Annotated in this window: 23 protein-coding genes and 2 pseudogenes; 13 read left to right on the top strand and 12 right to left on the bottom strand. The window is 70.5% G+C overall.

Annotated elements, in window-relative coordinates; genetic code table 11:
* Nucleotides 1-39: 39 nt before the first annotated feature.
* Nucleotides 40-318, bottom strand: a pseudogene (locus tag ACGWYJ_RS02510) (YwqJ-related putative deaminase); the annotation flags it as partial.
* A gap of 338 nt (nt 319-656) precedes the next feature.
* Here ACGWYJ_RS02510 and ACGWYJ_RS02505 point away from each other — a divergent pair.
* The 3 genes from ACGWYJ_RS02505 (at nt 657) to ACGWYJ_RS02495 (ending at nt 2,380) form a co-directional block, all read left to right on the top strand.
* Nucleotides 657-857 carry a hypothetical protein gene (locus tag ACGWYJ_RS02505; RefSeq protein WP_395103838.1) on the top strand — a complete coding sequence of 67 codons (201 nt, stop codon included), beginning with the start codon at nt 657-659 and terminating at the stop codon, nt 855-857.
* A gap of 256 nt (nt 858-1,113) precedes the next feature.
* On the top strand, nt 1,114-1,737 hold the full coding sequence (locus ACGWYJ_RS02500) for a hypothetical protein (protein ID WP_395103837.1): 624 nt from the start codon (nt 1,114-1,116) through the stop codon (nt 1,735-1,737).
* Between the two features lies 1 nt (nt 1,738).
* The gene (locus ACGWYJ_RS02495; RefSeq protein WP_395103836.1) at nt 1,739-2,380 is read left to right on the top strand and encodes a class F sortase; all 642 of its coding nucleotides are present in this window, start codon (nt 1,739-1,741) and stop codon (nt 2,378-2,380) included.
* Here the strand turns inward: ACGWYJ_RS02495 and ACGWYJ_RS02490 are convergent.
* Nucleotides 2,346-2,567, bottom strand: coding sequence for a hypothetical protein (locus ACGWYJ_RS02490; protein WP_395103835.1), 222 nt, complete (start codon nt 2,565-2,567; stop codon nt 2,346-2,348). The genes ACGWYJ_RS02495 and ACGWYJ_RS02490 overlap by 35 nt on opposite strands.
* Before the next feature lie 187 nt (nt 2,568-2,754).
* Nucleotides 2,755-3,189, bottom strand: a complete 435-nt coding sequence (locus ACGWYJ_RS02485; RefSeq protein WP_395103834.1) for a hypothetical protein — start codon at nt 3,187-3,189, stop codon at nt 2,755-2,757.
* Between the two features lie 212 nt (nt 3,190-3,401).
* Here ACGWYJ_RS02485 and ACGWYJ_RS02480 point away from each other — a divergent pair.
* Nucleotides 3,402-3,915, top strand: a pseudogene (locus ACGWYJ_RS02480) (transposase); the annotation flags it as partial.
* On the opposite strand, the gene ACGWYJ_RS02475 reads toward ACGWYJ_RS02480, so the two are convergent.
* The gene (locus ACGWYJ_RS02475) at nt 3,880-4,263 is read right to left on the bottom strand and encodes a hypothetical protein (protein WP_395103847.1); all 384 of its coding nucleotides are present in this window, start codon (nt 4,261-4,263) and stop codon (nt 3,880-3,882) included. The pseudogene ACGWYJ_RS02480 and the gene ACGWYJ_RS02475 sit on opposite strands and share 36 nt — an antisense overlap.
* 523 nt (nt 4,264-4,786) lie before the next feature.
* On the opposite strand from ACGWYJ_RS02475, the gene ACGWYJ_RS02470 reads away from it, so the two are divergent.
* From ACGWYJ_RS02470 to ACGWYJ_RS02460, 3 genes are all read left to right on the top strand, one after another.
* Entirely contained in the window at nt 4,787-5,917 is a 1,131-nt protein-coding gene (locus tag ACGWYJ_RS02470) for an ABC transporter permease (protein WP_395103846.1), read from the top strand.
* A 71-nt stretch (nt 5,918-5,988) separates the two neighbouring features.
* Nucleotides 5,989-6,648: an ABC transporter ATP-binding protein gene (locus tag ACGWYJ_RS02465; RefSeq protein WP_395103845.1), complete on the top strand. Its 660-nt coding sequence runs from the start codon at nt 5,989-5,991 to the stop codon at nt 6,646-6,648.
* A gap of 44 nt (nt 6,649-6,692) precedes the next feature.
* Nucleotides 6,693-7,286, top strand: coding sequence for a TetR/AcrR family transcriptional regulator (locus tag ACGWYJ_RS02460; RefSeq protein ID WP_395103833.1), 594 nt, complete (start codon nt 6,693-6,695; stop codon nt 7,284-7,286).
* 343 nt (nt 7,287-7,629) lie between these two features.
* Here ACGWYJ_RS02460 and ACGWYJ_RS02455 read toward each other — a convergent pair whose 3' ends face one another.
* Nucleotides 7,630-8,355, bottom strand: coding sequence for a glucose 1-dehydrogenase (locus ACGWYJ_RS02455; RefSeq protein WP_395103832.1), 726 nt, complete (start codon nt 8,353-8,355; stop codon nt 7,630-7,632).
* A gap of 103 nt (nt 8,356-8,458) precedes the next feature.
* Here ACGWYJ_RS02455 and ACGWYJ_RS02450 point away from each other — a divergent pair, with 103 nt between their 5' ends.
* Genes ACGWYJ_RS02450 through ACGWYJ_RS02425 form a run of 6 tightly spaced genes read left to right on the top strand, consistent with a single transcriptional unit; the run spans nt 8,459 to nt 14,110 of the window.
* On the top strand, nt 8,459-9,748 hold the full coding sequence (locus ACGWYJ_RS02450; RefSeq protein ID WP_395103831.1) for a CaiB/BaiF CoA transferase family protein: 1,290 nt from the start codon (nt 8,459-8,461) through the stop codon (nt 9,746-9,748).
* A complete protein-coding gene (locus ACGWYJ_RS02445; RefSeq protein WP_395103830.1) occupies nt 9,749-10,936 on the top strand; it encodes a CaiB/BaiF CoA transferase family protein in 1,188 nt (395 codons plus the stop codon).
* On the top strand, nt 10,929-12,116 hold the full coding sequence (locus tag ACGWYJ_RS02440) for a thiolase C-terminal domain-containing protein (RefSeq protein WP_395103829.1): 1,188 nt from the start codon (nt 10,929-10,931) through the stop codon (nt 12,114-12,116). The genes ACGWYJ_RS02445 and ACGWYJ_RS02440 overlap by 8 nt, the downstream gene beginning before the upstream one ends.
* Nucleotides 12,113-12,538 (top strand): Zn-ribbon domain-containing OB-fold protein, encoded by a 426-nt coding sequence (locus tag ACGWYJ_RS02435; protein ID WP_395103828.1) that lies wholly within the window; start codon nt 12,113-12,115, stop codon nt 12,536-12,538. The genes ACGWYJ_RS02440 and ACGWYJ_RS02435 overlap by 4 nt, the downstream gene beginning before the upstream one ends.
* Entirely contained in the window at nt 12,535-12,954 is a 420-nt protein-coding gene (locus ACGWYJ_RS02430; protein ID WP_395103827.1) for a Zn-ribbon domain-containing OB-fold protein, read from the top strand. Before ACGWYJ_RS02435 ends, ACGWYJ_RS02430 begins: the two co-directional genes overlap by 4 nt.
* A gap of 13 nt (nt 12,955-12,967) precedes the next feature.
* Nucleotides 12,968-14,110, top strand: coding sequence for a thiolase family protein (locus ACGWYJ_RS02425; RefSeq protein WP_395103826.1), 1,143 nt, complete (start codon nt 12,968-12,970; stop codon nt 14,108-14,110).
* Between the two features lie 40 nt (nt 14,111-14,150).
* On the opposite strand, the gene ACGWYJ_RS02420 is transcribed toward ACGWYJ_RS02425, so the two are convergent.
* From ACGWYJ_RS02420 to ACGWYJ_RS02390, 7 genes are all read right to left on the bottom strand, one after another.
* A complete protein-coding gene (locus tag ACGWYJ_RS02420) occupies nt 14,151-15,017 on the bottom strand; it encodes a TIGR03619 family F420-dependent LLM class oxidoreductase (protein WP_395103825.1) in 867 nt (288 codons plus the stop codon).
* 19 nt (nt 15,018-15,036) lie between these two features.
* Nucleotides 15,037-16,761 (bottom strand): ABC transporter permease, encoded by a 1,725-nt coding sequence (locus ACGWYJ_RS02415; protein ID WP_395103844.1) that lies wholly within the window; start codon nt 16,759-16,761, stop codon nt 15,037-15,039.
* Nucleotides 16,762-16,766: 5 nt separating this feature from the next.
* The gene (locus ACGWYJ_RS02410; RefSeq protein WP_395103824.1) at nt 16,767-17,945 is read right to left on the bottom strand and encodes an ABC transporter ATP-binding protein; all 1,179 of its coding nucleotides are present in this window, start codon (nt 17,943-17,945) and stop codon (nt 16,767-16,769) included.
* Between the two features lie 51 nt (nt 17,946-17,996).
* Entirely contained in the window at nt 17,997-19,049 is a 1,053-nt protein-coding gene (locus tag ACGWYJ_RS02405) for an ABC transporter substrate-binding protein (RefSeq protein WP_395103823.1), read from the bottom strand.
* A gap of 214 nt (nt 19,050-19,263) precedes the next feature.
* The gene (locus tag ACGWYJ_RS02400; protein ID WP_395103822.1) at nt 19,264-20,451 is read right to left on the bottom strand and encodes an amidohydrolase family protein; all 1,188 of its coding nucleotides are present in this window, start codon (nt 20,449-20,451) and stop codon (nt 19,264-19,266) included.
* A gap of 158 nt (nt 20,452-20,609) precedes the next feature.
* Nucleotides 20,610-21,683 (bottom strand): NADP-dependent oxidoreductase, encoded by a 1,074-nt coding sequence (locus ACGWYJ_RS02395; protein WP_395103821.1) that lies wholly within the window; start codon nt 21,681-21,683, stop codon nt 20,610-20,612.
* Nucleotides 21,680-22,828, bottom strand: a complete 1,149-nt coding sequence (locus ACGWYJ_RS02390) for an acyl-CoA dehydrogenase family protein (protein WP_395103820.1) — start codon at nt 22,826-22,828, stop codon at nt 21,680-21,682. The genes ACGWYJ_RS02395 and ACGWYJ_RS02390 overlap by 4 nt, the downstream gene beginning before the upstream one ends.
* Between the last annotated feature and the right edge of the window lies 1 nt (nt 22,829).

The raw sequence follows: 22,829 nt of genomic DNA, 5'->3' as shown, positions 1-22,829 counted from the left end.
GCGGCCCGCAGCGCGTCCTCCACCGCGGGCGTGAAACGCTCAGCCACTGTCGCCGGCCTCCGCCCGATCGCTGGCATCGTCTGGTGACTGGAGCGCGAAGCCGAAGTGCCGCAGCAACGCCATGCAGGAGAACCACGGTGGTGTCGGCTGCCCGCCGGTCGGGTCACCCGGTTCGCGTACCCGATAAGTCACGACCTCGGCGCCGCGAAACCACTCGGCGCGCGCCTCGTCGATGCTGATCGGCGGCTGGCCGCCGGCGGCGCGGCGGGCGTCCTCGGCGTGCGGAGCGTCGGAGATCGCCTCCACCTCCGCGCACCGGTCGTCGCCACGCTTCCGGTAGGCCGGGGATGCGGTGGCGAGGAACGCGGCGCGCGGCCGACGCCTCCCGCCGGTAGTCCTGGTACATCAGCGCGACGGTGTCGGGCGGCACCGAGGGCTAGTACGTCAGCTCGCCGGTCTCCTTGTGACGGGCGCCGATGCCCGCGGAATCGCCTGCGGGAACTCGCGCCAGAAGACGTAACAGAGGTCGAACTCCCGCATGCCGAGGGAGCGCTCCGTGCCCACCGGCTTGTCCTGGTAGCCCCCAGGCGCCGCAATCAGCTTGGCTTCCCACTCGCCGAGCACGCTCACTGCAACGAAACCGGGCTGTCCTGCCGGTGTCGGGGCCTGCCTTCGCGGTCACGCTGATCTGGCCGTTCACCTCGATGTGGAACGGCTTCCTTTTCGCGACCTTTCCTGGCGCACCCGGCAGCCGGCCGGTCACCGTGATCTTCAACAACACGGCGGGTTCGGACGCGGTCGCCGTCCAGTACGACCAGCAGTCCGCGGCGCTGCTGGCATCGCTTCCGGTGACATAGCAGGACGCACGACATCTTGTCAAGCTTTCTGGTTGGCCGCATCAAGCCAAGATCGTGCCGTGCCGTGTTCCGCGATGAGAACACGGTTCATCCCACGACCCATCAGCTGCTTTCCTTCTCGTCCATCCCATGATTCCGCGAGGAACCCAGCGGAGAGGGGACGGCGCCCTGCGGCGCCGATCATGGCGTAATCCCCGCCATCGCGCATCGGGGCGGACGAGGTGGAGGCCATTCCCCTCCAGAGGAGAACCGACCAATGAACCGCACCCGACTGGCGGTCGCGGGCGCCGCGTCCGCGCTCCTGGCGCTGGGCATGGCGGGCCCCGTCTACGCCAACCCCGACCACAACCCCGACCGCAACCGCTCTGGCAGGGGGGCTCCCGGGGGGTACGGCCACACCGAGGACCATCCCGAGTACCGGTCGCCGTCCCGGAGGTTCTCCTTCGGTTCGGACGATGTGAAGCTGTCGACGAACAGGGCCGTGCCGAACGGCAAGACCAGGTTCACGGTCACGTGTCCCAGCCGGCCCACCATCAGCGGCAACGCCTACACCCACAACCCGGTCCCTTTCACCAAGACCGGCAAGAACACCTGGGAGCACACCGGTACGTACAAGTCGACCCTGCCCAGGGTGATCACCGTAAGGGTGACCTGCGCGGGCTGCGGCACGGTCACGTTGTCCACCACCCCGGAGAAGGGTCACATGAAGCCGGGCAAGCCGACCGGCAAGATCCCCACCGGGCGGATCGACACCGGTGACGGCAGCACCCAGATGGCGTCGGGCCTGCCGCTGGCGGCCGGTTCCTCGGCCGCGGCCGCGCTGGCCGCCGCCGGCCTTGGCGCTTTCGCACTGCGCCGGATCGGGCGGGAGCGTTCCTGAATTGCCCGAGCGCATCACCACCACCGCCGGTCGCCGCGCCGCGTGCGCGGCGGCCGGCGCGTTGCTCACCGCCCTGCTGCTGAACGCCTGCGGGGACGACACAGCACCCGCGGCGGGCGGCCCCTCGGCGTCCCCCTCGGCCTCCCCGGTTCAGGGGCCGCCCAAGGACGCGGCGTCGATGGCCGAGTCGCGGCCCACCACACTCAAGATCCCGAAGATCGGCGTGACCGCCCCGATCGGCCCGATCGGATTGCGTCCCGACGGGAGCATCGAGGAGCCGCCGCTCAGCCGTCCCAACCTGACCGGCTGGTACAAGGAGGGGGTCACACCCGGCGAGGCCGGGCCCGCGGTGATCCTCGGCCATGTCGACGCCAACAAGAAGGCCGCCGTTTTCTACCGGCTGAAGGAACTGAAGGCCGGGGACCTGATCCAGGTGAACCGCGAGAACGGCACGGTCGCCACGTTCTCCGTGCAGCGCACGCAGAGCGTGGACAAGAACGCCTTCCCCCACGAGCAGGTCTTCGGCGAGCAGATCGACTACTCGTCGCTCCGCCTGGTCACCTGCGGCGGCGCGTTCGACCCCTCCAGCGGTCACTACAAGAACAACATCATCGTCTACGCCAATCTGGTGCAGACCGCCTGAACGGCCCGTTCCCCTCCGGCACGCCCTCGTCCGGCCGGGAGTCGAACAACCGGCGCTTGACGTCGGCGACCGGAATGGCGCCCGGGTAGTGGTTGGGCTCGGCACCCTGCAGATCGGTCCGGTAGTGCCAGGCTGTACCGCGCTTGTCGGTGAACCCGATCAGCATGTTCTCGTTCAGCCACTGCAAGGTTTCCTTGGGAATGCGGGGGTTCTCCCTTCCTCGAAAGCGACCCGGGGCGCCGCGCCCCTGCGTGGGTGGCGGCGCCCCGGGAAGCAAACACGTCCCGGGCCTGAAGCCCTGGGGCGTCATCGGTCAACCTGTGCGGCGAGGACGGGTGCTCTCGCCATCGTGAGCGGCTTGTGGTGGGGTCGGGTCAGGGATGAAACAGCCAGATCCCCGGATGGGGCGCGTCCAGCCGCCGTCGTTGATCACTGCCTTGCAGCCGTCCCGGACGCCAGCCGCGCTGCACCGGGTGGAAGACGATCGCGTAGACCAGCCCGCTGCCGGAGCACACCAGCAGCGACAGCGCCCCATCGCAGGTAACGTGGGTCTGAGCGCCCAGACCCATCGCAAACAGCCGGGAAAAGCTGCGCTGCCAGGAGGAGACCGCCTCTTGGTACTCGCGGGAGCCGGTGCCGAAGCTGACGCCGAGCCGGTCGCAATGCCGCGAAGCGGCGGCGATGACGTCGGCGCCTCCCGGGCGATGGTGAGCACGTGCCTCATACGCGTCCGCGACCTGAATGATCGTTTTGCCGGGTGTGCGGCGGTGGCGGGCGAGCGCGGAGCCTGTTTCGGAGAGCGGTCGCACGGCGCCGGCGATGGGTGAGCCGTCCGGCTCGGAGGCGCTGGGCAAGGTCGGTCAGCCGGGCGTGGTCGGGTTCGACGACGAAACAGCCATGGCAGATCGATGTGCGCGAGAAACCGCGTTCGATGGTCGTCCAGACCATTCCAAGAGTGTGTCTCACGTGGATGTTGCATGGGTTGCCGGGATGATGCGGGACTGTGTCGTCGGATCTTGCGCTGCGGCTGGTGCCGGATGAGTTGTGGGAGATCGCTGAGCCGTTGATCCCGAGATTCATGCCGCGGCGCCAGGGCGGTGGGACGGCGGCGGTGGCCGATCGGGCGGTGTACACCGCGATCGTGTAGTGATGACCAGCGGGCGGCATCTGCCGGGCGAGTTCGGGTTGAGCGTGCCCACTGCGCATCGCCGGTTCACCGCCTGGACCAAGGCCAGGCTGTGGCCCCGGCTGCACCGGGTCCTGCGGGACGAACTCGGCGCGGCGGGCGAGCTGGACTGGTCGCGGTGCGCAATCGACCCGGTCAGCGTCCGCGCGGGCAAAGGGGGGAACTGACAGGTCCCGAGCCTGTCGACCGCGGCAGGAACGGGTCGACGATCCACTTGCTCACCGAGCGGACCGGCCTGCCGATCTCTGTCGGAATCTCCGCCGCCGACAGCCACAGCCTTCAATCTTTGGTGGCAGGTATCGCGCCGATCCGCTCACGGCGCGGGCCACGCCATCGCCGTCCAGGCAAGCCGCAGCCGAGCCGGTGCCGTGCCGGGCTTGGTGAACAGGGAGACATCGGCGTGGACTCGCGCTACCGGAGGCAGAGCCCGGGAGCGGCTATCACGCAGTTGGCCCAGGGTTGCGGTGGTCGCCTGGATGTGGAGGGTGTCGTCGTGAACGGGGACACGGACGACGATGACGTGCTGGCTGTAGCGCAGTCCAGCCGCACGGGCGTCTCGAATGATCTCCGGACCCGGATCGATGAGGCGTCCGTCGGCCTGGTAGCAGGCCGTAGTGATGAGGGCCAGATGCCCGCCGGGGCGCAGCACACGCCAGGAAGCGTTCAAGAAGGTGGTGAGCTGCTGCTTACTCACCATCCACACTCCGCACGGCAGGAAGGGCAATGCCCGTCCGCCATGAGCTTGGGTGCTCTCCTAGGCGGGCGGCACGGCGATGATCAGGCCGACCTTGCCGATCTGGTCGGCCATCCTGCGGTGGAGCTGGTCGGCGCGGAAGGGACGCGCCGTCACCAGCCGCCTTTCACGCAACCGCGCACCCATGTACCGGGCAAGCGGGAAATGCGGAACACACGCCCTGCCTGCGCAGCTACCGTCAGGGTGTTCTCGTTGCTACTGAAGGCTTCACGGCCTACCACGTTGCAGTGCCGCGAACAAATACGAGCCGACTCACCACTCCGAAAGGAGGCCGACGCCTCGGATGAAGGGCCGGCGCCCGAGCACGACCAGGCGGGGGCGCCGCTCGGCCGGGTTGGCGTCGCGGGGCGCCCGCTCATGAACACCACACCGCCCGACTCCTAACTCGCGGTCTTCAGGGCAAGTTGGCGACATCGTGTTGATATCTTGCCGACATGCTGTCGATAAAGAAGCGGGTGTGAGGCTGATGTTCCTCGCCGTTCGTGAGCTGCGGTTCGCCAAGGTCCGGTTCGGGCTGATGGGGGCCGTCGTGGGGTTGATCGCGGTCCTCATGGTCATGTTGTCCGGGTTGTCGGTGGGGTTGGTCAGGGACGGGGTGTCCGGGCTGCAGAACCTGCCGGTCACCTCGTTCGCGTTCGAGCGCGGCGTCCAGCACGACTCCGCCTTCTCCCGGAGCGTGGTGGGGATGTCCGCCGTGGACGTCTGGCGGGGCCGGCCGGGTGTGGCGGAGGCGGCCCCCTACGGCAACACGCTCATCAACGCCAAGAGCGACCGGGGCGTGGACATCGACCTCGCGCTGTTCGGGGTGGCGCCGGAGTCGTTCCTCTCCCCCGAGGTGAGCAAGGGTTCGCGGCTGAGCGGCGCGGACGGCGTCGTCGTCAGCGGCACGGCCCTGGACGCCGGCCTGAACATCGGCGACACGATCACGGTCGATCGGCTCGGGACGAAGCTGCGGGTCGTGGGCGCCACCGCGGGGCAGGACACCTTCGGTCACGTCGACGTGGCCTATGTGCCCCTGCGGACCTGGCAGCTGATCAAGGCCGGGGCGGCGCCGGGCGACCCCGTGCCCGCGCACGCCACTCAGGACATCACCGCCGTGGCGGTGCGCGCCAAGCCCGGCGCCTCCGTCGATCTGGCCGCCGGAGACGCCGCCGCCGGCACCGAGAGCCTCACCCTGGAGGAGTCCTTCGGAGCCTCGCCCGGCTACACGGCCGAGACGTCCACGCTCCAGCTCATCCAGGGATTCCTGTACGTCATCTCCGCGCTGGTCGTCGGGGCGTTCTTCGCGGTCTGGGCCATCCAGCGCAAGCACGAGGTCGCCGTGCTGCGCGCCATGGGGGCGTCCAGAGGGTGGCTGCTACGCGACGCACTCGCCCAGGCGTTCATCCTGCTGCTGGCCTCCGTCGCGGTCGGCGCGGGGATCGGTGTCGGCCTCGGCTCGCTCATCACCGGGGGCGGCGCGCCGTTCGCACTCAGCGCGCCCAGTGTCACCACCGCCGCCGCGGGACTCGTCCTGCTCGGGCTCGTCGGCGCCGGGGCCGCCGTAGTCCGGATCGCGTCCATCGACCCGGCCACCGCCCTCGGAGGAAACCGATGACCGGCCAGACCACGCCCGCCGCCGAAGCGCGGGAAGGCGCCACCGGCGCGCCCGACCGTCCGGGACTGCACATGGAGGGGGTCTGCCTCCAGCACGGCGACGGCACCGAGACCGTGCAGGCCCTCGACAACGTCGACCTCGTCGTGCGCCCCGGCGAGCTGGCCGCGATCGTCGGGCCCTCCGGCGCCGGCAAGTCGAGCCTGCTCGCGGTGGCCGGCGGCCTCGCCCGCCCGGACCGGGGCACGGTCACGGTCGCCGGGACCGACATCACGGCCGCCAGTGCCAGGACCAGGGCGAAGCTGCGGCGCGAGCACATCGGGTTCGTCTTCCAGTCCGGCAACCTGGTCCCGGCGCTCACCGCCCTCGACCAACTCCGGCTGCCGCTGCGGTTCCGGCCGCGCCGCGAGCGTTCCGGCCGCGCCGCGCTCGCGCTGCTGGAGGACGTGGGGATGGCGGACAAGGCCGACCGGTACCCGCACCAGATGTCCGGCGGGGAGCGGCAGCGGGTCGGCATCGCCCGGGCCCTGGTGACCGGGCCGAGCGTGCTGCTCGTCGACGAGCCCACCGCCGCCCTGGACCGGGCACGCAGCCACGACATCGTCCGGCTGCTCGCCCGCGAAGCCCGGCAGCACGACGTGGCGGCCGTCATGGTGACCCATGACCACGACGTCCTCGAACACTGTGACACCGTGTACGAGATGATCGACGGGCGGCTGGCCGCACTCGGCTGACGGGCGGTCCCGCCGGCGCCGCGGCCGGTGAGAGAGGGGGCAGTGTGCCGAAGATCCATGCGCCGACCGTCGCCGAGCATCGGGCCGCGCAGCGGGCGGCCCTGCTCGACGCCGCCCGCGCCCTGCTTACCGAGGAGACCGAGCGAGCCCCCAGCCTGGCGGCGGTCGCCCGCCGGGCCGGGCTCGCCCGCTCCAGCGTGTACGCCTACTTCACGTCCCGCGACGATCTGCTCGACGCCCTCATCGTCGACACCTTCCCCCGCTGGTCGGCGTACGTCCGGCAGCAGATGGGCAAGGCCAGGACCCCCGGCGACCGTGTCCTGGCCTACGTCAACGCCAACCTCCGCCTCGTCGCCTGCGGAGACCACGCGCTGGCCCGCGCCCTCGCGGCAACCGGCCGCACCGACGCACTCGCCAACTCAAGCCGCCTCCTCCATGACGAACTCCAGACGCCGCTCCGCGCTGCCCTGGCCGACCACGGCGCGTACGACCCCGACCGGACCGCCGAACTCGTCCAGTCCCTCGTCTACAGCCTGAGCCGGATGATCGAAGACGGCCTGGCCGAACGCGCGGCTCGCCGTCTCGCCCGCGAACTGCTCGCCCCCTACCTGAACTCCACAGCGACACGTCCGACGTGACGGCCGCCCCACGTCGACAGCGTGCCGGTGGCGTTACTGAGGCTGTCGCCCCCGTGGACACACACCGAACGCGGCAGGGGACGCCGTTGCAGGAACGGTGTCCCCCTTGGAGAGTCGTGCGGTTAGGGGAGGTTGGGGATTCGCCGTGCTCGATGATGTGGGTGCCCGCGACGACGGTGACTAGCATGGACGAAGACGGTAGAAGCTCTAGATCATGCGCCCTGGACGAGTTCTGGCACCGTACAGGGGCGGCATCCAGGCCGGAGCCCGCGGCCCCTACGCGGAACTGAACGTGCCGCCGAACCGATGACATGCCCATCCTGGTGATCGGCGATTGCGGCGGTCAGGTCCAGCCGGCGGTGCGGCCGCCGTCCACTACGTGGTCGGCGCCGGTGGTGTAGCCGGAATCATCTGAGGCCAGGTGGACGACCACGGCGGCCACTTCCGCCGGGGTGCCGATGCGGCCGAGTGGCGGAGTGCCGCTGGTGCGATCGGCCGCCGCGCCGCTCATGGGCGTGCGGATGAGACCCGGGTGGACAGCGTTGACCCGGATGTTCTTGGGGGCCAGGTCGAGCGCGGCAGCCTTCGTCATGCCACGAACGGCCCATTTGGACGCGCTGTAGCCGAGCGCCTTGGGTCCGCCGACCAGCCCGGAGGTGGAGCCGATGTTGATGATGGAGCCGCCACCGGCGCGTTCCATCGCGGGTGCCACGGCGCGCATACCCAGGAAGACGCCGATGGTGTTGACGTCGAGGACGCGGCGCAAGTCCACCTCGGTGAGGTCGGTGACGCCACCCCAGACCACGATGCCGGCGTTGTTGACCAGCACGTCCACGGTCCCGTACGCGTTCTCGGCGGACGTGACGAGGGCTTCCCACCCGGCGGCGTCGGTGACGTCGAGGTGATGGAAGCGCGCGCCGATCTCCTTGGCCAGCCGCTCTCCGGCGCCGTCGTCGACGTCGGCGATGGTGACCCGCGCTCCCTCGGCCGCGAAGACCCGTGCCTCCTCGGCTCCCATGCCGCTCGCCGCACCCGTGATGATGGCCGACTTTCCGCGCAATCTGCCCACCCGATCAACGTAAACATCATGATGAAAGCGGTCAAGAACGGTTGCCTCATTTCCTCATGAGGATTATGGTGCGAGCAACGGCCGAGTCGGTGGGAGGTCATGGGTGGACGCAGACGTGACGACGGTGGCGGACGACCGCCGGCCCAGGCCCCGCCGCGGCCCGCTGGCCGGGGTACGGGTGGCGGACTTCTGCTGGATGGGCGTCGGCTCCGTGGCCACCCGGTTGCTCGCCGACTTCGGCGCCGAGGTCATCAGGATCGAGAACCGGCGGCGGCTCGACCTGCCGCGCCGGTTGCCGATCTACAAGGACGACCCGCGCCCGTACGGCGAGGAGGACGCCGACCCTGACCCGAACAAGGGCGGGCTCTTCAACAACTACAACCGCAACAAGCTCGGCATCACCCTCGACCTGGGGACCGAGCGCGGCCTGCGGCTGGCCGAGCGTCTGATCGCGGCAAGCAGCGTGGTCACCGAGAACTTCGCGCCGGGCGTCATGGAAAAGTGGGGGCTGACGTACGAGCGGATGCGTGAGCTGCGTCCCGACGTCATCTACGCCCGCATGAGCGGCTACGGGCACAGCGGGCCTCACCACCATTACCGGAGTTATGGGCCGGTGGTGCAGGCGGTCAGCGGTCTGTCCCACATCAGCGGGCTGCCCGACCGGGAGCCCTCCGGCTGGGGCCTGTCCTACATGGACAACCAGGCCGCGTACTACAACAGCGCCGCGCTGATGATGGCGATCCTGCGGCGCGAGACCACCGGCCAGGGAACCGAGATCGACGTGTCCGCCGTAGAGGTGGGCGTCAACCTGGCCGGACCGGACCTGCTGGACGTGACCGTGAACGGGCGCGCGACCCGCCGGCCGGGGTTTCCGCTGGGCAACCGGCTGGAGCACCCGCGGGCCGCGCCGCACGGCGTCTACCCGTGCGCCGGGGACGACCGCTGGGTGGCGATCGCGGTGTTCGACGATGCGGACTGGCGGAACCTGCTCGCCGCGATGGGTGACCCGTCCTGGGCGGCGGAGATCACCGACCGGTACGAGCGTCAGGACGAGATCGACCGTCATCTGGCGGAATGGACCCGGACGCGAACACCACACGAGGTCATGACCGAACTCCAGGCACGGGGTGTGGCGGCGGGCGCCGTCCAGCACGCGGGCGACCTGAACGAGACCGACCCGCAGATCGCGCACCGGGGGACGTTCTTCGAGCTGAACCATCCGGTGATCGGCCCGGCCAGGTTCGAGGGTTCACCGGTGCGGTTCTCCCGGATGGCCCAGGACGACTGGCGTTCGGCGCCGCTCCTGGGCGAGGACAACGAGTACGTGTTCACCGAGATCCTCGGCCTCTCCCAGGGCGAGGTCCGCGAGCTGACCGAAGCCGGGGTGATCTGAATGACGCCCTACGAGGGCCTCCGCGTGGTCGAGATCGCGGGCGATCCGGGCGCCGAGTACACCGGCAAGCTGCTCGCCGACATGGGCGCCGACGTGGTGAAGGTGGAGCCGCCCGAAGGCTCGCCCACCCGCCGGATCGGCCCGTTCGCCAAGGACGATGAGGGGCCCGACACCAGCCTGACGTTCTGGTTCTACAACGGCGGCAAGCGCAGCGCGCGGCTCGACTGGACGGGCTCCGACCGCGCCGTGTTCGACGGTCTGGTCGAAGGAGCGGACGTCCTGCTGTCCGGGCTGCGTCCGGCCGAGCTCGCCGCCGCCGGGCTGGACCACGACCGGCTCCTGGAGGCCCACCCGTGGGTGGTCGTCCTCTCGGTGACGCCGTTCGGGCTGACCGGGCCGTGGGCGGACTACCGGTCCAGCGACCTGGTCGCGCTGGCGGCCGGCGGACCGCTGATGAGCTGCGGGTACGACGACCATTCGATCCCCCCGATCCGGCCAGGCGGCAACCAGGGATTCCACACGGCCGCCAGCTTCGCGCACACCGGCCTGCTGCTGGCGCTGCTGGAGCGCGGGCGCAGCGGACGCGGCCAGCTCGTGGACGTGTCCATGCACGAGTCGCTGGCGGTCACAGTCGAGCTGGCGAACCCGTACTGGTTCTACCCGCGCGTCCTGGTGCGGCGGCAAACGTGTCGCCACGCGCAGCCGGTGCCGACCCAGCCCGCGCTGTTCCGCTGCGCGGACGACCGCTGGATCTACTTCGCGCTGATCCTCGCCGACCAGAAGCCGTGGCAGGCGCTGCTGGCCTGGATGGAAGAGCAGGGCCTGGCGGCGGATCTGGTCGCCCCCGAATACGGCGATCTGGAGTACCGGCAGCGCAACTTCGACCACGTCCAGGAGGTGATCGAGTGCTTCTTCCTGCTCCAGGACTCGGCCACCGCCTACCACGAAGGGCAGCGGCGTGGCCTGCCGATCGGGCCCGTCAACGCGCTGGAGGAGGTCCTCGACGACGAGCACCTGCGGGCGCGCGGGTTCTTCCAGGAGGTCGATCTGGGCGACGGCCGTTCCGGGCTGTTCCCGGCGAGCCCGTACCGTTTCTCCGAGTTCACCGGGCCGCCGCCCCGCCGCGCGCCCCGGCTGGGCGAGCACACCACGCAGATCCTGGACGAAGTGCGGGGGACGCATGCGTGACGAGGGTTTCTCCCATCGGGACCGATGCGCCATCGTCGGCATCGGCGCCACCGAGTTCTCCAAGGACTCCGGCCGCAGCGAGCTGAGCCTGGCGACGGAGGCGTCCGCCGCCGCACTGGCCGACGCGGGCCTGACCGTCGCGGACGTGGACGGCCTGGTCAAGTGCGACCACGACAATGTGACGATCAACGCGCTGGCGGACTCGCTGGGCGCCGAGCTGTCCTACTGGGCGGAGGTCGGCCCGGGCGGTGTGGCGCCGTGCGCGATGGTCGGCCAGGCGGTCGGGGCGATCCTCAGCGGCCAGGCGACGACCGTGGTGGTCTACCGGTCGCTGAACGGGCGTTCGGGGCGGCGGTTCGGGCGCGGCGTCCCGCAGCCGAGCCGGCGGGTCGGCGGTCAGGGCACCTATGACGAGTACTTCCTGCCGCACGGCCTGCAGACGCCGGGCCAGTTCTTCGCGCTGATCGCCCGCCGTCACATGATCGAGAACGGGCTGACCGAGGAGGCGCTGGCGCACGTCGCGGTGACCTGCCGCGAACGCGCCAACGCCAACCCGGCGGCGCAGATGCACGCCCGGAAGCTGACCGTGGACGACTGCCTGTCGGCCCGGATGATCTCCTCGCCGCTGCGGCTGTACGACTTCTGCCTGGAGACCGACGGGGCCTGCGCGGTCGTGGTCACCTCGGCCGCGCGCGCGGCCGACTGCCGCAGGCCGCCCGCGCTGATCCGGGCGGTGGCGCAGGCCGGCGGGCCGCGCGTTCAGCCGGGGATGATGTGGCCGGTGGTGGCGCGGGAGAGCCTCACGACCATGCCGTCCCGGGTCGCCGCCGACCGGCTGTTCCGGCGCGCCGGGCTCGGCCCGCAGGACGTGGACGTCGCACAGCTCTACGACTGCTTCACCATCACGCTGCTGCTCCAGCTGGAGGACTACGGCTTCTGCGCGCCCGGTGAAGGCGGCCCCTTCGCGATGAGCGGAGCGCTCGGACTGGACGGCGCGATCCCCGTCAACACCGGCGGGGGTCATCTCTCCGAGGGATACATCCACGGCATGAACCATGTTCTCGAAGGCGTCCGGCAGATTCGCGGTGAGTCCACGAGCCAGGTCGAGGGCGCCGAGGTGGCCCTGGTGACCTCCGCACCGCCGCCCGGGACCAGCGCGCTGCTGCTGGTGCGCTCATGACCGCGGGCGAAGACGAAAGGCTGCTGCCGGTCATCGACGACCCGGACACGGCCGGGCACTGGGCCGCCGCCGCACGCGGCGAGGTGGCGGTCCGCACCTGCCACGACTGCGGGACAGTGCTGCACATGCCGCGCGCGCACTGTTTCTCGTGCGGTGGCGACGACACCTTCTGGCGGACCGTCCCGGGACGGGCGCGCCTCTACAGCTGGACGGTCGTGGAGCACCAGGTGCATCCGGCCTATCCCGTCCCCTACACCGCCGTGATCGTGGAACTTGAGGAGCCGGGCGGCGTGCGCCTGGGCGGCTACCTGCCCGGACGGCCTGAACTGCGGGCCGACCAGCCGATGCGGGTGCGTTTCGAGAACCTCGGGGACGGGACGGTGCTGCCGCAGTGGGAGCCCGTCCCGGGAGAGGAGTCATGATGCCCGACGCCCGTCCGGTCGATCCCGGCCTGTTCGTCCAGGGCGAGGAGGGCCCGGCCCTGCTCGGGGCCCGCTGCGGAGCCTGCGGTACGACGACGTTCCCGAAGCAGGAGTCGTGCCCCGATTGCACGCGCGTGGACATGGAAGAGTGCCTGCTTCCGCGCGAAGGCACGCTCTGGTCGTTCACCGTGCAGGGCTTCCGGCCCAAGCCGCCGTACTCGGGCCCCGAGCCGTTCGAGCCGTTCGGCGTGGGCTACGTCCAGCTCGGGGACGCCGTCATCGTCGAAGCCCGGCTCACCGAGAACGACCCGTCCAGGCTGCGCATCGGCGCCCCGGTGGAACTGGTGCTGGAACCGTTCACCCAGGACCCGGACGGGACGCCTGTCGTCACCTTCGCCTTCGCCCTCCGTGGCTGAAAGGAGCACACCCATGCGCGTCGCGATCGTCGGGATCGGAATCCACCCGTTCGGCCGCCATGACGGTGTTTCGGGACGGCGGCAAGGGGCCCGCGCAGCGCGGGAGGCGCTCCGGGACGCCGGCCTGGAATGGAGCGACATCGAGTTCGCGTCCGGTGGCAGCAGGGACGGCGGCGACGCGGACTCGCTGGTCGCCGACCTCGGTCTCACCGGCGTGCCCTTCGTCAACGTCTGGAACGGCTGCGCCACCGGCGGCAGCGCGCTCACCACGACGGTCAACGCGATCGAGGCCGGCGCCGCCGACGTCGGCATGGTGATCGGCTTCGACAAGCATCCGCGCGGCGCGTTCGATCCCGACCCCGGGTCGCTCGGCCTCGGGCCCTGGTACGGGGAGACCGGGCTGATGGTGACGACGCAGTTCTTCGGCATGAAGGCGCAGCGGTACCTGCACGACCACGGCATACCGCGGGAGACGCTGGCGAAGGTCTCGGTCAAGGCTTTCCGCAATGGCTCGCTCAATCCGAACGCGTGGCGGCGCAAGCCGTTCAGCGAGGAGGAGGTCCTCGCCTCGCGGATGGTGAATCACCCGCTCACGCAGTACATGTTCTGCTCCCCCGGCGAGGGCGCCGTCGCGCTCGTCCTTTGCCGGGCCGATCAGGCGTCCCGGTACACGTCCAGGCCGGTCTACCTACGGGCGGCCGAGTTGCGCACGCGGCGGTTCGGCTCGTTCGAGGTGTTCAGCCCGTGGATCGCGACCGAACGCGCCGGGAGCCCGAGCGAGGACGCGGCCCGGGCCGCCTTCGAGGCGGCCGGGATCGCCCCGGGAGACGTCGACGTGGCCCAGTTGCAGGACACCGAGAGCGGCGCCGAGATCATTCACATGGCCGAATGCGGGCTGTGCGAGCACGGCGCGCAGGCGGACCTCATCGCGCGCGGCGAAACCGCGATCGGGGGCTCGCTGCCGGTCAACACCGACGGGGGCTGCCTGGCCAACGGTGAGCCGATCGGCGCGTCCGGGCTGCGCCAGGTGTATGAGAACGTCCTTCAGCTACGCGGCGCGGCAGGTTCGCGCCAGGTCGCCGACGCACCGCGGGTCGGCTTCACGCACGTGTACGGCTCGCCGGGCGTAAGCGCCTGCACGGTGGTCACAACCTGAAGAGGCTAGAGGGGCGGGGGAGCGGCCCCCGCCCTTCGCGTCACAAGCCGACTCGCTCCGCCGCCTGGGCCAGCGCACGGCGGTTCTCGTCCAGCGTCCCCTTGCCCCAGACCTGGTCCGCCCACAGCACCACGTCGGTGAAGCCCTCCGCCTCGTACCGGCGGATCAGCTCGGGGTCCCATCGCGCGACACGGAAGTGGCAGCGCAGGCCGGTCACGCGTCCCTCCTCGGCGCAGAGCCGGTCGAGCTTGTCGCGCAGGACGAGCGCGTCCTCGAACGACGGCGTCCCGGAGCTGAACCACTCGTCACCGAGCCGCACCGCACGCCGCAGCGCCTTGTCGGAGTTGCCACCCAGGACGAGCGGCACCGGCACGGGACGAGGGCTGACCTGAACCCGCCCGATGTCGAAATGCGTGCCCTGGTGCTCGAACGGCCCGCCCCTCCAAGCGGCCCGCAACACGTCCAGCGTCTCCTCGAGCAGGGCGAAGCGCTCCTTGAACGGGACGGCCAGCGCGTCGAACTCCTCCCGCAGCCATCCCGCGCCCACGCCCAGCTTGAACCGTCCACCGGACAGCTCGTGCAGCGTCGCCACGGCCCGCGCGGTGAGCAGCGGATGGCGCAACGGCAGCAGGTAGATGCCGGTGGCAAGGGTCAGCCGGGACGTGTACGCGGCGGCGCCGCCCAGCGCTACCAGCGGGTCCATCAGCTCGGTCGCCGGATCGATGATCGCTCCGGTGTGGTGCTGGTGGCCGCTCTGCCCATGGGTCGGGTGCGCGCTGCCGTACTCCACCGGCAGCACGAGGTGCTCACCGAGCCACAGCCCGCCGAACCCGAACTCGTCGGCGGCCGTGGCCAGGTCCAGCAGGTCGCGCGGTTCCAGGTCGTAGAGCGACAATGCGATCTTCATAGGGCGCCTCCCGGGCCGCTCAGAGCTTCTCGAACACGCCGGTCCCGCCGCCGGCGGCCATCGCGGCCACCACTCCCCCAGCGGTGACGATGGTCATGACCAGCGCGATGGCGGCCACCGTCGGGTACGAGCCGTTCCCCCAGTAGTCGAACAGCACCGTCCCCATCACCTGCGTCGTGGGCGCGCGGACCAGCATGGACGCGGAGAACTCGTGCGTGAGCAGGACGAACATCAGCGCCGCCGCGCCGCCCAGGCTGGTGCGCAGCAGCGGCAGCACGATCCGCGCGTCGGTGGCCACCGGCCCCGCCCCGCTCACCCGGGACGCCTCGACGTACCCGCCGCCCAGCGCGATCATCCCCGACATCAGCATCCGGGTGGCGAACGGCAGCATCAGCGTCACGTACACCAGGATGATCACCCATCGCGAGCCGTACAGGATCAGCGGCGGGCTGGTGTAGGTGAGCAGGAACCCGGCACCGAACACCACCGCGGGGATGCCCAGCGGCAGCGCGACGATGTAGTCGAGCAGCGCGTGCGCCCACCGGAACCGGCGCATCCGCAGCAGCAGGCAGGCGGCGACGAAGCCGATCGGCAGCACGATCGCCACGGCGGCGATGGACGCCCCGACGCTCATCACCACCGCGTCGACGATCCGCGGCTCGTTCAGCACGGTGCGGAAGTTGGCCAAGGTGAGGACGCTCGGCCCGATCGTGCCGCTCCAGAACTTCGACAGCGCGACGACGCACAGCGCGGCCAGTGGCAGTACCGTGGCGACCAGGGTGTAGCCGATCATGACCGCGACGGCGGTCTTGGACGTGCCGCCGACCGACCGGAACGCCTTGCCGCCGTGCGTGACGAACCGGGACTGGTCGCCCAGCGCCAGTTTCTGGACGACCACCACGGCCAGCCCGAACAGCAGCAGCGGCGATCCGTAGGCGGCCGCGGCCCCGTAGTCCACGGGGGACTCCGAGACCGAACGGAACATCGCCGTCGTGATCACTTCGGTGCCGCTGTTGGTGCCCAGCAGCAGCGGCGCGGTGAACTGGCCCAGCCCGAGCAGCAGCGCCACCCCGCCGCCGTAGACGAGGGAGGGGCGCAGCAGCGGCAGCACCACCCGGAAGAAGATCTCCGTCGGGGACGACCCGGCGACCCGCGCGGCCTCGATGTGCTCCTGGCCGATGTTCTGCAGGCCCGTGCTGACGAACAGGTACACGAACGCGGTGAGCCCGAAGCCGGTGATGATGACGATCCACGGTAGCGAGTACACGTCCACCGGGCCGCTTTCCAGGTGCGACCACCAGGGCAGTCGCCGCAGCAGGACGTTCAGGTAGCCGGGCCGCGGCGACAGCAGGAACGCCCAGCCGATCACGTTGGCGATGGCCGGGATCACGATCGGCAGGATCGGCAGCGTGCGCAGCATCCGGTACCGGGGCGGCATTCGCGTCGCGACCCACGCGAGCATCGTGCCCAGGACCATGGCGACGACCAGCGAGCCCAGGGCCAGGCCGACCGTGGTCCAGATGATCTTGACGGCGGGCGCGCCCCCGAACGCGACCCGATAGCCCTGCCCGCCGCCGGCGAACGCGGCGCTCTGCAGCCGGACGAGCGGCAGCACCACCAGGAAGCCGAGCACGCCGATGAACAGGAACAGGCCCACAGGACCGAGCAGCCGCCGCGAGGGCGCGGGGCCGGGGCCGGGATCGGCCGGAAGGCCGGTCTCGGCCTCGGTGAGGGCGGTGGCCATCGCCGTCACGCCCTCACCGGCTCGGCGGAGACGGCGTCGGCGCCCACCGGTTCCCCGCCCACCTCGAAGAACCGCGCGTCGGACGGACGGAAACCGAGGCCGACCGGCTGCCCGGCGCGCAGATCGCGGGCCCAGCCGCCGGCCCCGGCCAGCGGCACCCGGGCGTGCAGCCTGCCGACGGCGGGGGCGCCGTCCGCGTCCTCGACGCTGATGGTCGCGTCCAGGTGCCGTCCTCCGTACCCGGTGTCGAGCACGTGCCCCTTGAGCAGCGTCGTCCCCGGCTCCGGTCGCTCGCCCTCGGGCGCGACGAACAGGTCCTCCGGACGCAGCCGCGCCACCACCTTCCCGGAGGCGCCCAGCGAGCACCTGGCCAGCAGGGGCGCTCCCTCGACCTGGCGGCCTTCGCACGTCCAGCCGTACCCGCTCCGCTCGAACACCAGCCGGTTCGACATGCCCACGAAGTCGGCGACGTACTCGGTGGCCGGGTTCTCGAAGACGCGGCGCGGCGTGTCGAACTGGTCGATCGTCCCGGCGCGCATGATGGCCAGCCTGTCGCCCAGCGCCAGCGCCTCGGACTGGTCATGGGTGACGAAGACCGCGGTGAACCGCAGCTTGGCGTGCAGTTCGTGCAGGTAGGCGCGGACGGAGTCGCGCAGCCGGGCGTCCAGGTTGCTGAGCGGCTCGTCGAACAGCACCAGGTCGGGCCGGGCGACCAGGCCGCGGGCCAGGGCGACCCGCTGCTGCTGACCGCCGCTGAGCTGGGCGGGATGCCGGTCCAGCAGCGGCTCGCAGTCCACCAGCCGGGCCGTCTCCTCGACCCAGCCCTCCTTGATCTTGTCCTTCAGGCCGCGCGCCCGCAGTGGGTAGGCGATGTTCTTCCGCACGGACATGTGCGGCCACAGCGCGTACGACTGGAAGACCATGCCGATGCTGCGCTTCTCCGGCGGCCGGTTGAGGCGGCGGCCGGCGTCGAACACCGTCTGCCCGCCGAACGAGATGCGGCCGGACGTCGGCGACTCCAGCCCGGCCAGGCAGCGCAGCGTCGTGGTCTTGCCGCAGCCGCTGGGGCCGAGCAGCACCAGGAACTCGCCCTCCTCGATTTCCAGATCCAGCCCGTCGATGACCGTGACGGGCGGCTTCCCTCTGAAGGTCTTGGTCAGTCCTTCGGCGCTTACGTACGACATGGGATGACCTCGATTCCAGTCGACTTCGGGGCCGGGTTTCCAGCCGGGCCCTCAGGCTCCGAACTGTTCGTTCCACTCGGCCTGGTACGCCCGGACCTTCTCGGGTGTGAGCTGCGAGAGGTCCTGCCGGCGGACGTTGCCGGTATCGCCCACCGCTCCCTCGATGCCGGGCAGCACCGAGGAGTTCTTACGGGCGATCGCCTGCTGGCCCTCCTCGGTCACCATGAAGTCGGCCAGGACCTGGGCCGCGTTGGGATGCGGGGCCGACTTGAGCGCCATGCCCCAGAAAAGGGCACCCCATGCCTTCTTCGCCAGCCCCCACTCGACCGGCGCGCCGGCCTTCTTCTCGTCCACCAGCGGCTGGACGAACGCGGCGGCGGCGATCTCGCCTGAGGTCAGCGCCTGGGCCAGCGGCAGCGAGCTGGGGTAGATCCGGGGACGCTGCGCGCCCAGCTTCTTGACGAAGTCGGCGCCGTAGGTCTCCTTCAGGTAGAGGTAGAAGTCGACGAAGGACGGCGCCGCCGGCTTGACCACGCCGATCTTCCCGTCGGCCAGCTTCGGGTCCAGCAGGTCGGGGTAGTCCTTGAGGCCCGTCTTGTACAGCTTGGTGTTCCAGCCGAAGGTGAGGATCGCGGCGTTGGTGAGGAAGTAGCTTCCGTCGGGCACCGAGGTCGCCTTCCTGTAGGCGGGCGCCCCGAACGCCGGGCCGCGAGGCGCCTCGTAGGCGTCCTTGTTGGCCTTGATCCACACGAGGCTGGCACCGATGAACAGGTCGGCGATCCCCTTGCCGGTCTTGCGCTCGGCCTCGACCTTGGGGGTGAGGTCGGCGTCGGTGCCGCGGACCAGGGTGAGTTTGATCTTCGGGTGCTTCTTCTCGAACCTGGCCTTGAGGTCCTCCAGCTGGTCGGTGCCCTGGCTGGAGTACATCGTGACCTCGCCCTCCTTCTCGGCGGCGGCCACGATCTCCTGCCACGTCCCGTCCACGGGCGCGTTGCCCGCCGGGGTGGACGGTCCGGCCGCGCACGCCGTACCGGGCAGGGCGACCGCCAGGGCCAGCGCCAGCCCGCTGAGGAACCGGCGGCGCACGTCCTTGTCCTTGGCCATCAGAACTCCTTCCCCCGAAGCTTCCGCGTCCGCGCCACGGACCACGGGAACCGGGGGTCACTTGAGAGAAAGGTGGGATGGTCGCATGCCGACGCGGAACACCCCGGCACACGGTGGGGATCGACCACGGGCACCAGGCGGCCCGGGTGGAGATGACCATTGAAGTCTTGCCGCCGGAATCCGGCTGTGAGCGCGCCCAGGCGGCGCGTCGCCGTCAGCCGCGCGTGTCCGCCCGGATGCCGTAAACGCGCGCGGCGTTGTCGTGAAGGATCTTGCGGAGCGTCTCCTCCGGCAGGTCGCCGAAGGTGGTCTCCAGGTACTCGTTGGGGGCGACCGCGGTGGTCGCGGGGCCCGGGGACATGCTCGTCGGGTGCGGGAAATCGGTCTCGTAGAGGATATTGTCGGCGCCGAGCCGGTCGATCGCGTGCCGGACGCCGTGGTCCTCGAACCAGAAGCAGCCGTAGATCTGCCGGCGGAAGTACTCACTGGGCAGCAGGTCGTACTCGGGGTGTTCGAGGGCGACGCCGCAGTTCTTCCACTGCCAGTCGAGCGCGTCGAGCGCGTACGGAATCCACCCGACGCCGCTCTCCACCGAGACGAAGGACAGGTCGGGGAAGCGGTGGCAGATCCCCCCGCAGACCAGCAGCGCGATGGTGCGGGCGTTGCCCATGAAGAACGAGACGCCCATGGACGCGTAGTTGGCGCGCTCGCCGTTCTCCGGATTGCCGCTCTGCATCAGCGACAGATCACCCGAGGCGATATGGAAATTGACCGGGAGACCCATCTCCTGGGCGGCCGCCCACATACGGTCCCAATGCCGGTCGGTGAGGCCCGGGAGCCCGAAGGCGGCGGGGTCCTGGGTGAAGATGACTCCGCGGTGACCGAGTTCGGCGCAGCGCTCCATTTCGGCCAGGGTCTCGTCGATGTTCCAGAAAGGCAGGGACGCCATGGCCAGGAAACGTCCGGGCGCGGCGCCGCTCCACTCCACCTGGAAGTCATTGTAGGCGCGAATGGTGTCGATCTGGAGTTGCTCGTTGTCCATGTCGAGCAGCTTCTTGGCGTCGAAGAGCGCGACGTTCGGATACAGGATCTGCGCCTTGATGCCGTAGGCGTCCATGTGCCGGGCGCGGGCCGCCGCGTCCCACATGATCGGGTCGATGTCGGCCCAGCGGCGCGGGTGGTGCGGCGGGTACTCGCTCCAGCCGGCCATGGCGGGCGAGCCGACGGCGGCCATCCGTTCCCCTCCGACGAACCAGGCCTCTTCGGCGTTCGCCTCGTCCCAGCGCACGTGCGGGACCTGGTCGCCCCATTTCGCGGGCAGGCGGGAGGTCCACAGGTCCGGCGGTTCCACCACATGGGTGTCGGTGTCTATGATCTCGATGGCACTGATGACGGACGCCATGGGGGTGGCCTTTCTGACGTCTCAAGGAAGGTCTCGGGCGAGTCCCCCGGACTCATCCAGACCGCCTCGACCTTGTACTTTGAGTGATAGAGACGCTAATACCTCATGATGAATAGGTCAATAGTCTCATAATGATTTCCTGGCCGCAGGGCGCGCCCTCATCCGGCCTCGTCCAGGCGAACGATCGTCTTGCCGATGTTGTCGCCCCGGAGCAACGCCAGAAAGGCCGGCCAGGCGGCGTCTATCCCGCCCGAAGCCGTGGTCTCGACATTGCGCACCGTGCCGTCCCGCAGCCACCGAGTCATGTCCCGCTCGAAGTCCGCGCGCCGGTCCTCGTGATCGCCCAGCAGGAAGCCCTCCATCCGGAGCCGCCGCCAGATCATCAGAAGCAGGTTGCGCGGCCCCGGCACCGGTTCGGTCGCGTTGTACACGGAGATCGCCCCGCATAGGACGATCCGCCCGAACGTCCGCATCACCCTGATCGCGGCCTCCAGCTGCGCACCGCCGACGTTGTCGAAGTAGACGTCCACTCCCCCGCCGCCGCGATCGCCGTCGCCACCGGTGAAGCCGCGCCCGACCCCGACCCCGGCCCGTTCCAGGGCCTCGCCCAGCGCATCCCGTAGCGAGGGCGCACGATGGCTGAACGCGGCGTCGAAGCCCAGTTCCTCGGTCAGGAACCGCACCTTCTCCGGCGAACCGGCACTGCCGATGACGGTGCACCCCATGGCCTTCGCGATCTGACCCGCCGTCGCGCCGACCGCCCCTGCGGCGGCGGAGACCAGCACCGTGTCCCCCGGGCGGCACCGGCCGATCCCGAGAAGCCCCACGTAGGCGGTCATTCCAGTGAGACCGAGCGCGCCCAGGTAGGCCGAGGGCACGATCCCCCCCTCACCGCCCACCGACTCTGCCTCGTCCGCCGGGACCAGCGCGTACTCGCGCCAGCCGCGCTCGTGCCGGACGCGCGTCCCGACCGGGATCCCCTCCGCCTTCGAGGCGATCACCTCGCCGACCGCGTGCCCGGTCATCGGTGCCCCCAGCGTGTACGGCTCGGCATAGGACGGCCGGTCGCTCATCCGGCCCCGCATGTACGGCTCCACCGACATCACGGTGTTGCGGACGAGCACCTCGCCAGGGACGGGATCGGGCACATCCACCTCGACGAGCCTTACGTCGTCGTCACAGGGCGTGCCCTCCGGCCTGCGGACCAGCTGCCATTCACGGCCCGTCCTCACAACGCCTCGCTCTCCACCGAGGCCGTCACATGCTCGATCAGCCGATCACGATGCCGCGCCGGGTCCCCGAACAGCAGCGCGCCGCTCTTGGCGCGCCGGAAGTAGAGGTGTGCCGGGTGCTCCCAGGTGAACCCGATGCCCCCGTGCACCTGGACATTCTCCGCCGCCGCGAACATGAAGCCCTCTGAGCAGCGGACCTTCGCGATCGCCGCGGCCACCGGCAGTTCGGGGCTCGCGGTCGCCGCCGCCCACACCCCGTACAGCGCGGCCGACCGGGCGGCGTCCAGCCCGAGCGCGATGTCGGCGCAGCGATGCTTGATCGCCTGGAACGAGCCGATCGGACGGGCGAACTGAATCCGGGCCTTGGCGTATTCGACCGCCATATCCAGGACACGCTGGGCGCCACCGACCTGCTCGCAGGCCAGCCCGACCACCGCCAGGTCCAGGACGTGACCGAGCACCGGCCAGGCCCCGCGCTCCTCCCCGACCAGCCGGGCCGGCACGCCGACGAAGTCGAGCCGGGCCAGCTTGCGGGTGGGGTCGAGGGTGGTCATGGCGGTCCGGCGCAGTCCGGCGGCGTTGCCCTCGACGGCGAACAGGCCGATGTCGGCGGGCTCCGATCCGGTGCGGGCCGCGACGAGGATCAGCGAGGCGGCCGTCCCGTCCAGCACGAACAGCTTGGTGCCGGTCAGCTCCCAGCCGGCGGCGGTCCGCGTGGCGGTGGTGGTGATGACGGCGGGATCGTCCCAGTCCGCCGGGCCCTCCGCCAGCGCGAGGGTGGCGACGGTCTCGCCGGACACGATCCCGGGCAGGTACTCCGCCCGTGCGGCCTCGTCAGGCGAGCGCAGCAGCGCCCCGGCCGCCAGGACCACCGTGGCGAGGTACGGCGTGCACATCAGCGCCCGCCCCATCTCCTCCAGCACGACGGCGATCTCCTGGAAGCCGCCGCCGACTCCTCCGTACTCCTCCGGAACACCGAGCCCGGTCAGGCCCAGCTCGCCGGCCAGCCGACGCCAGACCGCGCGGTCGTGGCCGAGTTCGGTCTCCATGAGGCGGCGCACCTCATCCTCCGGCGACACCTTGTCGACGAACGCCCGGACGACGTCGCGCAGTTCGCCGACGTCTTCGTTCGGCAGCAGTTCCATT

The organism is Actinomadura sp. SCN-SB (genome assembly GCF_043906805.1).
GTDB lineage: Bacteria > Actinomycetota > Actinomycetes > Streptosporangiales > Streptosporangiaceae > Spirillospora.
The sequence above is the reverse complement of the archived record's forward strand: the minus strand, read 5'-3'. Positions and strand labels throughout refer to the sequence as shown.

Excerpts from the sequence above, each read along its gene's own strand:
- ACGWYJ_RS02470 (WP_395103846.1), top strand. The coding sequence starts at position 4,787 with ATGTTCCTCGCCGTTCGTGAGCTGCGGTTCGCCAAGGTCCGGTTCGGG.
- ACGWYJ_RS02430 (WP_395103827.1), top strand. The coding sequence starts at position 12,535 with ATGATGCCCGACGCCCGTCCGGTCGATCCCGGCCTGTTCGTCCAGGGC.
- ACGWYJ_RS02500 (WP_395103837.1), top strand. The coding sequence starts at position 1,114 with ATGAACCGCACCCGACTGGCGGTCGCGGGCGCCGCGTCCGCGCTCCTG.
- ACGWYJ_RS02405 (WP_395103823.1), bottom strand. The coding sequence starts at position 19,049 with ATGGCCAAGGACAAGGACGTGCGCCGCCGGTTCCTCAGCGGGCTGGCG.
- ACGWYJ_RS02425 (WP_395103826.1), top strand. The coding sequence starts at position 12,968 with ATGCGCGTCGCGATCGTCGGGATCGGAATCCACCCGTTCGGCCGCCAT.
- ACGWYJ_RS02390 (WP_395103820.1), bottom strand. The coding sequence starts at position 22,828 with ATGGAACTGCTGCCGAACGAAGACGTCGGCGAACTGCGCGACGTCGTC.
- ACGWYJ_RS02475 (WP_395103847.1), bottom strand. The coding sequence starts at position 4,263 with ATGGTGAGTAAGCAGCAGCTCACCACCTTCTTGAACGCTTCCTGGCGT.
- ACGWYJ_RS02410 (WP_395103824.1), bottom strand. The coding sequence starts at position 17,945 with ATGTCGTACGTAAGCGCCGAAGGACTGACCAAGACCTTCAGAGGGAAG.
- ACGWYJ_RS02440 (WP_395103829.1), top strand. The coding sequence starts at position 10,929 with ATGCGTGACGAGGGTTTCTCCCATCGGGACCGATGCGCCATCGTCGGC.
- ACGWYJ_RS02435 (WP_395103828.1), top strand. The coding sequence starts at position 12,113 with ATGACCGCGGGCGAAGACGAAAGGCTGCTGCCGGTCATCGACGACCCG.
- ACGWYJ_RS02445 (WP_395103830.1), top strand. The coding sequence starts at position 9,749 with ATGACGCCCTACGAGGGCCTCCGCGTGGTCGAGATCGCGGGCGATCCG.
- ACGWYJ_RS02420 (WP_395103825.1), bottom strand. The coding sequence starts at position 15,017 with ATGAAGATCGCATTGTCGCTCTACGACCTGGAACCGCGCGACCTGCTG.
- ACGWYJ_RS02465 (WP_395103845.1), top strand. The coding sequence starts at position 5,989 with ATGGAGGGGGTCTGCCTCCAGCACGGCGACGGCACCGAGACCGTGCAG.
- ACGWYJ_RS02415 (WP_395103844.1), bottom strand. The coding sequence starts at position 16,761 with ATGGCCACCGCCCTCACCGAGGCCGAGACCGGCCTTCCGGCCGATCCC.
- ACGWYJ_RS02400 (WP_395103822.1), bottom strand. The coding sequence starts at position 20,451 with ATGGCGTCCGTCATCAGTGCCATCGAGATCATAGACACCGACACCCAT.